Genomic DNA, 11,869 nt, shown 5'->3' on the forward strand with positions numbered 1-11,869 from the left:
TATATTTTACTACCACGATTTGCAAAAAGCGAGAAAATAGCTAGACATATTGTGGTTATTGGGGAGCAACCCATTCGTTTCTAAGTATTGAATAATTTAAGTTAAAATAGAGGATAATATAATTTAAGCCTGTTATAACCTTATTAAATAAGGTCTTATAGGGTTTCAAAGCCAGGTTAATGGGGTAATTAGAGAGTGGTTAGGTTAGACGTACATATCTAATCAGTCTAGTATAAAATCCCTACTTAGGAGGAATCATCGTGAATACAACAGTACGTTTGACAGAAAGATCCGGCTCGAATTCTTCACAGCGCAGAAAAGGCTTTGTACCGGTCGTCGTGTACGGTGCAGGTTCAGATAGCCAGTCCTTTACAGCGGATGCTAAGACAATTACCGGGATTTTGGCTAATAACCCTCGGGCAGTTCTAACGTTGGAATTGCCAGACTCGGGTAAAAAGAACGTTGTCATCCAAGAAATTCAGCGCCAGCCAGTATCCAAACAACTGCTGCATATTGATTTTCAGCAGATAGACATGAAAGCCAAATTGGATACAAAAGTAGCGTTCCACTTTACAGGTGAACCAGTAGGTGTGAAGAGCGGCGGCGTGCAGCAAATTGAATTGCATGAGCTGGATATTCGCACACTTCCAGATAAAATAGCTGCATCCTTTGAAGTGGCTATCAGTGGACTAGACATTGGTGATCAATTGCTGGTATCTGATCTGCCGAAGCATGAAGGCTGGGAAGTTTTGACGCCTGAGGACACATTAATTGTCCGTATTGCACCTCCAGCAGCTCAGGAGCCAACAGAAGAAGATACTGCTGAACCAGCTGCAGCTGAAGCTGCTGGCGGAGATAAAGCAGAATAGAATAGTGAATAAATAGTAAAGAGCAGATAGAATCCTTATAAAGGAGCTGTCTGCTCTTTTTATTTTGTCTTCGTGAACACGAATTAATAAACTAATTGCGGTCTTTCGTATAGTTTCTTAAATGGGATTTATGGCTGTTTCGCCTCATTTAGTTAAAATTTTACAGAAAATCGTTGACGAATAGGCTACTAAGGCTGAAAATGAGGACAATTACCATGGTAAGGAGTTCAAAAATTCTTGTTGCGTTGTTTGAAAACGCTTTATTTATTTTATTATGCTTCAAAGATCTCTCATTGCCCAGTTCATCATAATTATGAGGAGGAAAGTTATGAAGATGAGGAAGCTGTTTTCGATCTTAATGACAAGTCTGCTAGTTTTTGGAGTAGCTCTACCTATGGGTGGAAAAGTGAGTGCAGATGCTGCAAGTGACGCTTCAAATCGTGCTTTAATCTGGCTGAAGACCCAACAAGATGCTACAGCAGGGTATGCTTTTGAAGGCTTGGTAGATAGCTTTGAAGATTTCTGGGGACCTAACAACCCCAAACAGATTGTATACACGTATGATCAAGCTGTTGCGGCTATCGCCTTTATTGTAAAAGGTGAGCGGACACGGGCAGAGCAGGTTTTGAACAAAATGCGGGACATTCAGGACCCTTCGGGCTTCTGGCTGAACTCTTATTGGTATAACAATGGCTTCGGAGAAGAAATCCGTAAACATGTGGGGCCGGTTGTATGGATGGCAATGGCAGCTATGGCTTATGAAAAGCAATACAATGACACGCGGTATCGTCCGATGGCGCTCAAAGCGCTCGATTGGAGCTTACAGTATAAAAAAGCAAATGGTAGTATCGCAGGAGGATGGAGTGCTTGGAGTAACTCCGATGAGCCTTGGAGCTCTACCGAGCACAATATCGATATTTACCGGGTGCTGCAGTATTATGCTTCGGTGGATTCCTCTAAGTCAGCCACTTATAACAGTGCAGCTTCTGGCGTCAAAACCTTCCTGGATAATTATGTGTGGGATGACAGTGTCAAACGCTTCAAGGGAGGCTGGAAAAACGATACGAATCTGATCGATCCTAAAATTCCTTTAGATGTGAATCCATGGGGAGTATTAGCCTTAGGAGTATCCGGCACCCATAACTATGGCGCAAGTTTAACTTATGTGGAAAATGCTTCCGGTACTCCAGGTACACTTGCGAATCCGCGTTACAAGCAGACGCTTACTTACAATGATGCGGGGAATACACTTACGGGATATGACTTTGATTGGACAGATGAAGTGTTGCCGGCATTCGACGATAACGGAAATCAAATTGGTAATACGGGTGCTGATGTATGGTTTGAAGGAAGCGCATTTATGTCGCTCGCCTACTATATGCAAGGCAATGTATCCAAAGCAGATGCCATTAACACTGAAATTATTAAAAAGCAAGGCACAAGCGGCGCTTCGCTTGGAGGAATCCCCTACTCGCTGAAAGGAACCAGCAACAGCTATTGGGTTATGGCACAGCAAAACTGCGTGTCCAGCACGGGTTGGTTAATTCTATCACTACAAAGGTTTAATCCATTCACAGGTCAATATTTGACGGGTGGTGGTAATACTGGAGATACTACAGCACCAACTGCACCTGCTAATCTGACAGTAACCAGCAAGACGGATACAGCAGTTGACCTGAGCTGGTCTGCTTCAACTGATAATGTTGGTGTTACGGGATATCTCGTTTATCGCGGAACACAGCAGGTAGCCTCTGTGCCAGAAACTACTGCTACTGTTAGTGGACTAACTCCAAGCACAGCCTATACATTTACAGTAAAAGCTACGGATGGAGCAGGTAATTTATCATCCGCTAGTAATACCGCAACAGTTACTACTAATCCCACTGGAGGCAGCGGGGGCGGTGATCATGTGACGGCCGACTTTACAGCAGGTGTAACGAGACTTTCTTCGACAGAAGCGAGCATTTATATTACACCTGTGACCAGTGCACTTTATGTAGATGTGCATTATAAGGTTAACGGGGGGCCACAGCTTAACTACCGGATGATCAATAGCTCAGGTACATGGAAGCAGAAGGTGAGTGGATTAAGTGCAGGCAGCAGCATTGAGTACTGGTTCACTTATGAGAAATCCGGGCCACAATATGATTCAGCTCATTATACCTATGTGCAGTGAGGTTCATGAAAGATTTGAACGGTAAGATTCGTAGATAGAGCAAGTAAAATAGAGAAGGCTGAGGATACAATCCTAAGCATTGCTCAACAAGTAGTAAATGAAAATAAATAAGGAATAGTTAGTTTTTGTGCTTAACGGATGGAAATGTTAGTTCAATAAACCGCCTTTTTACTAAGGCGGTTTTCTTAAGGTCAATTATCAACATTAGAATTTACATAGCCTTAGTTTAAATGAAGTATGGCAATTTTCTGATTCCGAGTAACATTTTAAATAAAAGCTATGTTAAATTTATAAGGTAGTTTTCATTGTGAAGCCATTTGATTATTCGTTTTGGGGAATTTATAATCACTGTTCTTAGTTGTGAAGTGAAGCAACAGCGATATCGTTGTAAGGAGTTACATAAAATCCCATTTAGGATGGAGTGATGCTGTACATGGAATGCTTAGGATGTAGAATCGCTAACGGTATTGAACCTGACTTGAATATTGTTTATGAAAATGAATTTATTACTTGTGTGCTTGATATTGCTCCTTTTAATGAAGGACATACTCTAATCCTCCCCAAAAAGCATTACTGGGATGTCGAAGAGATGGAGTCAGAGACTGCTTATGCTATCATGGATGCTTCGAAAAAACTTTCAATTGCTTTGAAGAGCTTGTTTAAACCTGACGGTATAAGAATTTGTCAAGATGGAGGGAAGTTTAACGATCTTACCCATTACCATATGCATCTCATTCCGAGGTACGAAGGCGATGGATTTATCTGGGGTGAACCATTACACCCACATGGTGCTGAAAAACGATTAAGCCAAACCAAAAAAAAGATTCTAAAGACATTAAGTGAAGAAAAGAGAAGGGGTCGATAAAGACTTCTTCTCTTTTCTTCATAAATTAACATTTTAGCTTAACATAGCTTAAATCAAAGAATACAGGGCAGGTAAAAGAGCGAAGATCCTCCTCTAGACGGAGGTTCGCTCTTTTCTTGTGTCGTAAAATCTTGGAGGGAAACTTAAATGCAATCATTTGTTGCAGTAGGAGATTTTAGGGGGAGTGTTTTGTTTACAACGTAACAGTGTTATGTTACGATGTTTTCAAGGAGTGATCGCATATGGAAGATGATTTGATTTCGAAGAAGCAACTGCTGGATTTAACCGGTATTTCATATGGGCAATTGTACCGCTGGAAAAGGAAGCAGTTAATCCCCGAGGAATGGTTTATTCGCAAATCTACCTTTACTGGACAAGAGACTTTTTTTCCTAAAGAGATGATCTTGTCGCGGATTCACAACATTGTGAATATGAAAGATGGACTTTCCTTGGATGAAATGGCTGATAAGCTATCGGATAAGGCATCCTTTGAGAAGGTGAGTATAACAGCTAAGGAAATTATAGAACGTAACATTGTTTCGACAACAACGCTGAGGAAATTTGGAGAAAGTCTCGGCGATGAAAGTAAATATACTTTTGAGGGGCTCGTTCATTTATTCGCTGTAGACCGACTGCTTAGCGCTGGGGAGATGAGTATGGAGGAGGCAGAGCTTCTGTTTCGCACTTTAGAGGAGAAGGTCTCTAGGCTCGAGAGTGGAAGCTGGGAGTTGTTTTTTGTCCGGAAAATGGGTGTTTCATCCTTCATTCTGGCACGAGCACCTGCGGAGTTATGGTTCGATGAAGGGGTTAGATTGGTTAGTAAAATGACATATGCAGATTTGATCGAACAATTGAAAGGTAAGCTTGCCTACAAGCTTGTTGAATAGGAGGAAGAGATATGGACAAACATCAGCTGCCTGATTTGATTATAAACGGGGTTAGTGGTGGAGCCGGAGGTACTTACAACAACGTAAACATGGATGGTGTAGGTAAAGTAGTCGGTCCGATTGTAGCGCGAATGTTTAAAGGAAATGGGCATATGAATTTGAATGATGATCTCACAGCAGAAGAAGCAGAATGCAACGGGGTCATCAAAGTGATGGGCAATATGCGTTTTGGCACTCTAAAGGTGGATGGAGTTCTTAATGTAGGTAAGAGCTTTCGAGGTGATAGCTGTACCCTTAACGGAATGGTGAGTGTCAAAGGTGATTGTGAGCTCGAGGATTTCGTAGGAGAAGGCAGCTTTAATGTTGGTGGTTTACTCAGTGCCGGTCATGTAGATTTCAAACTGCAGAGTCAGGGGAAGGCCGATGAAATTGGTGTGGAGAGCCTAGTGATACGACAAGCGAATAATGGGTTTTGGAGTAAAATGTTCAGTGGGATCATCCCTAAACTTCGACCGGAGTTATGTGCTCGAACGATCGAGGGAGATTTTATAGATGTAGAATACACAACTGCGGATATCATCAGAGGAAATATTGTCATTATTGGCCCAGGCTGTACACTCGGACGGGTAGAGTATCGCGAACAAATTACAGTGCATCCTGAGGCCAAGGTTGGAAAGGTGGAGAAGGTCGGTGAATGATAATCTGAAAATAATTGGAACAACGTCTTCAGCCGGTGGTTCCTTCAAAGATGTTAAGATCACTGGAGAATGCAAATTCGCTGGAGATGTGAATTGCGAGAAGTTGAATCTGACTGGAAATGCCAATATAGCTGGAAATCTGCATATGAAGCAAATGAAAATCACTGGCGAGATTGCGCTCGAGGGTAGTCTTGAAGGAGATTCCTTACATGGCCAGGGTGAAATAAAAGCAGCCTCCGTAAAAATCGATAAACTTCATCTCTACGGAAATCTGGATGTGAAGGGTGATTGTGAAGGGGAAAAATTGCAAATTTCTGGTGCCCTAAGCGTAGCTGGATTACTTAGTGCTGAGCATTTGGAGATTAAACTGTTTGGTCCAAGTAGTGCGAAGGAGGTCGGGGGCAGTATCTTAACTATCAAGAAGAGTAAAACTGGAAGACTGCTGCATATGATGAAGCCGACTTCAAAAATAATGTTTGAAGCGGGGCTAATCGAAGGTGATGCTATTGATCTGATCAGTACAAAGGCTAGTATGGTAAGAGGAGAACGGGTAATCATTGGCCCGGACTGTGAAATAGAAATGGTTGAATTCCGAGATACACTAGAAGTTCATAAACATGCAACTGTGAAGCATCAAGTGAAGATCTAAAGACAATTTTATAGTTATTTTTTGTGAAAAAGAGGAGTTGAACATATGAGTGCTGCCAAATCGCCCAATCTGGGCATAGTTATCGCAGGTCTCTTATTAGGAATTCTGATGGCCTCCATGGACAGCACCATCGTTGCTACCGCAATGGTAATATTGTTGGGGAGCTTGGCGGAATGGACAAATTTGTCTGGGTCACATCAGCTTATCTCGTAGCCGAGATGGCGGGTATGCCCATTTTCGGCAAGCTGTCCGATATGTATGGTCGCAAAAAGTTTTTTATTTTTGGAATTATCGTGTTTATGGCGGGTTCGGCTCTCTGTGGAACAGCTGACACAATTACTCAGTTAGCTGCGTATCGGGCTATTCAGGGAATTGGTGGTGGTGCGCTGGTGCCAATCGCTTTTGCCATCATGTTCGACGCTGTACCGCTGGAGACTCGGGGGAAGCTGGGCGGGGCTTTCGGTGCAGTATTCGGATTGTCGAGTATATTTGGTCCATTGCTAGGTGCGTATATTACCGATCATATTGCTTGGCAGTGGATATTTTATATTAACTTACCCCTTGGTCTGTTGGCTTTTGCGATGGTTGTATTCTTTTATAAAGAATCGCATGAGCATTCTAAACAGCCTATTGACTGGTTGGGAGCGGGTACGCTGCTTGGTTCAGTCATTTGCTTAATGTTTGCGCTAGAGCTTGGCGGGAAAGAGTATGCTTGGAATTCGTCCATGATTCTTGGTTTATTTGCAGCCTTTGTCATCCTTGCAGCTGTGTTTCTTTTTGTAGAGACTAGAGCGAAAGAACCGATCATTTCCTTTGCTTTGTTCAAAAAAAGATTATACGCGGTGAGCATTATCTGTGCTCTATTTAGCGGTGCAGCTTTTATTGTGGCTTCCGTGTATATTCCGATCTTTATTCAAGGAGTATTGGGCGGATCAGCTACAAATTCAGGACTTGTATTGCTGCCGATGATGGTCGGCTCCGTGGTTACAGCTACGATGGGCGGATTTCTAATGTCAAAAACCAGTTACCGCAGCCTGCTGATTCCTACATTCGCACTTTTGGTGATCGGCACTGGACTTGTAGCGACACTTACGCCGGATGCTTCGCGACTCCTTGTTACTTTGTATATGATTTTAATTGGATTAGGGATCGGCGCTTCATTCTCAGTGCTAAGTACGGCATCCATTCATGGATTGACTGCGCAGCAACGTGGCTCTGCCAGCGCAACGCTGAATTTCATTCGTTCGCTGGGCATGACCATAGGCATAACCACCTTCGGTATCATTCAAAGTCACTACTTCTCAGCTAGTCTTACTAAGCTACTCTCGGCTAGTGGTGGAGGAGCGGCTCCTGGGGGAGCTATGGATTTTAAAGACCCACATGCTTTGCTCTCACCAGAGACTAGGTCGCTCATTCCACCTGAAATACTGGGTAAGATTACAACTGGATTATCCTCATCCATTGTAAATACCTTTGCTTGGGCGGTGATTCCCGCAGTGTTAGCATTATTAGCTTCGTTCTATATGGGACGTCAGAAGATGGATGCCTCTGCGGAGGGGGATGTTCAGGCGTCCGGGCATTAGGAAGTGGCTAAGGTATGATCATCAGAATGTAGCAGCTTCTCTTTTGAGAGGCTGCTTTTTGATTCTGCGGAACAGAGTACAATTCTGTGAAAATAGTCTTGAAAGGCCACCATTTCGTGAGTGCACGAAGTGGCGGCCTTTTTATATAATTCAAAATCCATACATAACCTCCATCTCTAGTCCCACAAGACAGGTAGAGAATGGTCGATTATACTGCGAATTTGGTTCACAAGCCTCTGACGGTTCTCCTGAGAAGACGTTCTGCTCTCTATCTCGCCGAAACCTCAGGTTCTGATACTGGTGCGTGACGAATCTATCACTTAAGTCAGGGGTGATCCCATTCTATTATTTGTTCGTGGTTACGATGACTGCTACACGTTTGATCGCTGTGAATCAGGCGTTGTCACCAGTAGCTGCCCCCACAAGCCTTCAACAAGTCAGATATTTCGCTGTGGGAGTTGCAGGTCAGACAGGACTTGTGCTGAAGGGCACGGATGGAAATGACTATGTATTATTTATCGATCTAACAGGAACACCTAATATTGGGATCCAGCGGGCTTAACTCTGATCACATTAATATCTTCAAACTCTGATCAATAAAAAACAGCAAGTCTCCTAGGTACAAATAGGGACTTGCTGTTTGAGGTTTCTATTAGTTCTTAAAGCTGTGAATTGGAGCAGGAATTCGTCCGCCTCGGTTAATGAAGTTGGCGCAATTGAAGCCATTAACTGCCATGACAGGTGCATATCCAAGGAGGCCGCCAAATTCTACGATTTCGCCTACATCCTTGCCGATGACAGGAATGACGCGAACAGCGGTTGTTTTGTTATTGACCATTCCGATAGCAGCTTCATCGGCGATGATGCCAGAGATCGTCTCTTTGGTGGTACTTCCCGGTATAGCAATCATGTCCAGTCCTACAGAACATACACAGGTCATGGCTTCTAGCTTCTCGAGAGTAAGAGCACCACGTTGAACGGCTTGAATCATTCCGTGGTCTTCACTAACTGGAATAAATGCTCCACTTAGTCCACCAACATAGGAGGAGGCCATAACGCCACCTTTTTTAACATTGTCATTTAGAATTGCCAGAGCGGCTGTTGTTCCTGGTGCGCCAGCTTCCTCCAGACCCATGACTTGAAAGATCTCCGCAATGGAGTCTCCAATTTCAGGTGTTGGAGCCAGAGATAGATCGATAATCCCAAAAGGTACGTTCAACCGTTTGGATGCTTCCTGAGCAACTAGTTGTCCCACGCGTGTAACTTTAAACGCAGTACGTTTGATCGTTTCACACAGGGTTTCGAAGTCCTGGCCTTTGACTTCCTCTAACGCACGCTTGATTACGCCTGGGCCACTGACACCCACATTGATGACGCATTCCCGTTCTCCAACACCATGAAAGGCTCCCGCCATAAAAGGATTGTCCTCGACGGCATTACAGAAGACAACTAGCTTAGCACAGCCGATGGAATCCCGATCCTTGGTGCGTTCCGCAGTTTGAATAATGATGTCACCCATTAATTTTACAGCATCCATATTGATTCCACTTCTGGAGGAGCCAACGTTAACGGATGAGCAGACTCTTTCAGTGACTGCCAGAGCTTCTGGGATGCTGTCGATTAGAATGCGATCACCTTTGGTGCAGCCTTTTTGCACGAGTGCAGAGAAGCCGCCAATAAAGTTAACGCCAACTTCTTTAGCAGCCTTGTCCAAAATTTCCGCTACAGGTACATATGTATCCGTCTTCACGGCGCCAGCAGCAATAGCGATAGGGGTCACAGAAATCCGTTTATTAACAATCGGAACACCGAATTGTCTTTCTAGATCTTCACCTGTTTTGACGAGCTTCTCGGCGGATCTGGTGATCTTGTCGTATACATTTTGGTTAAAAGTCCTCATATCTGTATGAGCACAATCCATGAGGCTGATCCCCATCGTTATGGTACGTACATCCAAATTCATTTCACGAATCATTTTATTCGTTTCTTGTACTTCCACCAGTGATATCATGGCCATCCTCCTAAATGCGGTGCATAATATTAAAAATATCCTCATGCTGAAGCTTGATTTCTACACCGATCGCTTCTCCGATCAAATGCAAATCCTCAACAATATCCTCAAATGCTTTAGTCGCGCCAGTAATGTCTACAATCATCATCATGTTAAAATAATCCTGTACAATCGTCTGAGAAATATCCAGAATGTTCAAGTTGTGCTCGGCAAGATATGTACATACCTTGGCAATAATTCCTACTTTGTCTTTTCCCAGTACAGTAATAATCCCCTTCATGGTTACAGCCTCCCTTTGTATATGGTGATTACGCCGTGTAAACGGAATGAACCATTCCAATCATTATTACAAAAGCTGAAGCAAGCTTCAACCAAAGGTTTTTTGTCAGCTTGATCATTTTTTTATTAAGTCCTATGAATTTTAATAAAATTCGATTGACAGTGTATGAAAAATATGATGAAGTGAGAGATTGATACGATACTCTGAAGGAGTAAATATGACTACACAAAAATATAAAGATATGGTTGAAGAGCGGACCAAACAAACCCTCCAGGAATGGTCGGAACTGTCGGAAGTTAACGAGAAGGACATTTATCGTTTTTTGCATAATTTAAAAGGCACGGCAGGAACTGTTGGGTTACAAGAAGTTCAACAATTTGCAGAGGCAACGTTGCCCTATTTCATGGAAAGCAGTCTTAAGAGCTGGACTGCCCTTGAGTGGGGCGATTATTTGTATCCGCTTATTCCACTGTTTGATCAAGATTCATCGGCTTCTCTAGGTTCAGTTAAACAGTTAGACAAAAAAGGGCATGATGTTTCGCTCCCGCATAATGATATTTTGCTTATTGATGATGATGTTGAACTAGTTGCTTATTTAAAAGAATCATTGGAGAAGCAGAACTATTATGTAAGCATTGCTTTATCCGCTGAACGGGGTCTTAAGATTTTCTATGAAACCAAACCGGATCTGATACTTCTGGATATTCTCTTACCAGATATCAGCGGGATTGAGGTCTTGAATCAAATTATCGGCAAAGCCAAAAAAGAACGGATTCCTATCATCATTATAAGTGGAGAGTACTCCAAAGCGACTCAATTGCATGCGTATAGATTGGGCGTGATGGATTTTTTATCGAAGCCTGTAGATATTGATTTATTTCTTGCTCTGATCAAAAACCGCTTTGAGTTAAAGAGGGAGTGGCAAGAATCCATCATTGTGGATGAATTGACGGGTGCGTTTAATCGAAAACACTTTAATCAAGTGATGAAGCAGCTGATTTGCGATTTTAAACGCACAGAACGGGTGTTTTCTTTAGCGCTGATTGATCTGGACTATTTCAAAAAAATTAATGATACCTATGGTCATCTAGTCGGAGACGAGGTATTGCAGTCCCTATCTGAGCTTGTACAGAGTTCGATCCGTATGGAAGATACCTTTTGTCGTTTCGGTGGAGAAGAGTTTGCAGTGTTCTTGCCAAATACGGATGCGAGTTCTGCATTGACAGTGATACACCGTATTCAGGAGCGATTTGCTGCTACCGACTTTATTGCGAAAGATGAAGTCTTTCATGTGACCTTTTCTAGTGGAATATCAGAAGTAACAGCAGCCGAGAATATTGCCGATAAAATTGTAGAGGAAGCAGATCAAGCTCTCTATGCGAGCAAGGATGCCGGAAGGAATCAGACGACGCTCTACACCGATCATTTATCGTCGACTAAAAAGCATTCGGTTCTAAATGTAATTATTGTAGATGATGATGCGTTGATTCGAAAAATAGTGACTCATCAGATGGATAATTGGGAGCCGGAGGACATTGCTGAGGTGAATATCAGCAGTTTTGCGAATGGACTGGATTTCTTACAATCGGATTGGTATTCCGTGGATGAGAAATATATTATCCTGCTGGATGGTGTGATGCCGGATCTTGATGGCGTTGAAGTCCTGGAAAGAATTCGTAAAACGTATCCGGAAGTGAATATATTAGTGATCATGCTGACAGGGAGAAATAATCAGGCGGATATTGTACATGCCCTGCAGATGGGTGCCGATGATTATGTAGTTAAACCTGTCCATATGCCTGAGCTGCTGTCCCGAATGGAACGGTTGGCTCATAGATTCTTGTTCTAACA

Annotated in this window: 10 protein-coding genes and 1 pseudogene; 9 read left to right on the forward strand and 2 right to left on the reverse strand. The window is 42.9% G+C overall.

What is annotated here, in order from left to right; all coding sequences use genetic code 11:
• Nucleotides 1–260: 260 nt before the first annotated feature.
• The 8 genes and pseudogenes from UQ64_RS07240 to UQ64_RS07275 all read left to right on the forward strand — a co-directional run bounded on the left by UQ64_RS07240 (nt 261) and on the right by UQ64_RS07275 (nt 8,289).
• Complete coding sequence (locus UQ64_RS07240) at nt 261–869, forward strand: 50S ribosomal protein L25 (protein WP_060622784.1); 609 nt, start codon at nt 261–263, stop codon at nt 867–869.
• Nucleotides 870–1,197: 328 nt separating this feature from the next.
• The gene (locus UQ64_RS07245; RefSeq protein ID WP_245237873.1) at nt 1,198–3,045 is read left to right on the forward strand and encodes a fibronectin type III domain-containing protein; all 1,848 of its coding nucleotides are present in this window, start codon (nt 1,198–1,200) and stop codon (nt 3,043–3,045) included.
• 433 nt (nt 3,046–3,478) lie between these two features.
• Complete coding sequence (locus UQ64_RS07250; RefSeq protein WP_082651013.1) at nt 3,479–3,910, forward strand: HIT family protein; 432 nt, start codon at nt 3,479–3,481, stop codon at nt 3,908–3,910.
• A gap of 242 nt (nt 3,911–4,152) precedes the next feature.
• On the forward strand, nt 4,153–4,797 hold the full coding sequence (locus UQ64_RS07255) for a YhbD family protein (protein WP_060622786.1): 645 nt from the start codon (nt 4,153–4,155) through the stop codon (nt 4,795–4,797).
• An 11-nt stretch (nt 4,798–4,808) separates the two neighbouring features.
• Nucleotides 4,809–5,495: a hypothetical protein gene (locus tag UQ64_RS07260; protein ID WP_060622787.1), complete on the forward strand. Its 687-nt coding sequence runs from the start codon at nt 4,809–4,811 to the stop codon at nt 5,493–5,495.
• Nucleotides 5,488–6,144: a hypothetical protein gene (locus UQ64_RS07265; protein WP_060622788.1), complete on the forward strand. Its 657-nt coding sequence runs from the start codon at nt 5,488–5,490 to the stop codon at nt 6,142–6,144. The genes UQ64_RS07260 and UQ64_RS07265 overlap by 8 nt, the downstream gene beginning before the upstream one ends.
• A 45-nt stretch (nt 6,145–6,189) precedes the next feature.
• Nucleotides 6,190–7,727 (forward strand): annotated as a pseudogene (locus tag UQ64_RS07270) (MDR family MFS transporter).
• Nucleotides 7,728–8,031: 304 nt separating this feature from the next.
• Nucleotides 8,032–8,289, forward strand: a complete 258-nt coding sequence (locus UQ64_RS07275) for a hypothetical protein (RefSeq protein ID WP_156417478.1) — start codon at nt 8,032–8,034, stop codon at nt 8,287–8,289.
• Between the two features lie 90 nt (nt 8,290–8,379).
• Here the strand turns inward: UQ64_RS07275 and UQ64_RS07280 are convergent, their stop codons facing one another.
• Together UQ64_RS07280 and UQ64_RS07285 are read right to left on the reverse strand one after the other, a co-directional pair.
• Nucleotides 8,380–9,735, reverse strand: coding sequence for a PFL family protein (locus UQ64_RS07280; protein WP_245237908.1), 1,356 nt, complete (start codon nt 9,733–9,735; stop codon nt 8,380–8,382).
• Nucleotides 9,736–9,748: 13 nt separating this feature from the next.
• Complete coding sequence (locus UQ64_RS07285; RefSeq protein WP_060622790.1) at nt 9,749–10,018, reverse strand: ACT domain-containing protein; 270 nt, start codon at nt 10,016–10,018, stop codon at nt 9,749–9,751.
• 217 nt (nt 10,019–10,235) lie between these two features.
• On the opposite strand from UQ64_RS07285, the gene UQ64_RS07290 reads away from it, so the two are divergent.
• Nucleotides 10,236–11,867 carry a diguanylate cyclase gene (locus UQ64_RS07290; RefSeq protein WP_060622791.1) on the forward strand — a complete coding sequence of 544 codons (1,632 nt, stop codon included), beginning with the start codon at nt 10,236–10,238 and terminating at the stop codon, nt 11,865–11,867.
• Nucleotides 11,868–11,869 lie beyond the last annotated feature (2 nt).

Source organism: Paenibacillus etheri (assembly GCF_001012825.1).
Classification (GTDB): Bacteria; Bacillota; Bacilli; order Paenibacillales; family Paenibacillaceae; genus Paenibacillus_AQ; species Paenibacillus_AQ etheri.

Excerpts from the sequence above, each read along its gene's own strand:
- UQ64_RS07250 (WP_082651013.1), top strand. The coding sequence starts at position 3,479 with ATGGAATGCTTAGGATGTAGAATCGCTAACGGTATTGAACCTGACTTG.
- UQ64_RS07290 (WP_060622791.1), top strand. The coding sequence starts at position 10,236 with ATGACTACACAAAAATATAAAGATATGGTTGAAGAGCGGACCAAACAA.
- UQ64_RS07245 (WP_245237873.1), top strand. The coding sequence starts at position 1,198 with ATGAAGATGAGGAAGCTGTTTTCGATCTTAATGACAAGTCTGCTAGTT.
- UQ64_RS07255 (WP_060622786.1), top strand. The coding sequence starts at position 4,153 with ATGGAAGATGATTTGATTTCGAAGAAGCAACTGCTGGATTTAACCGGT.
- UQ64_RS07260 (WP_060622787.1), top strand. The coding sequence starts at position 4,809 with ATGGACAAACATCAGCTGCCTGATTTGATTATAAACGGGGTTAGTGGT.
- UQ64_RS07285 (WP_060622790.1), bottom strand. The coding sequence starts at position 10,018 with ATGAAGGGGATTATTACTGTACTGGGAAAAGACAAAGTAGGAATTATT.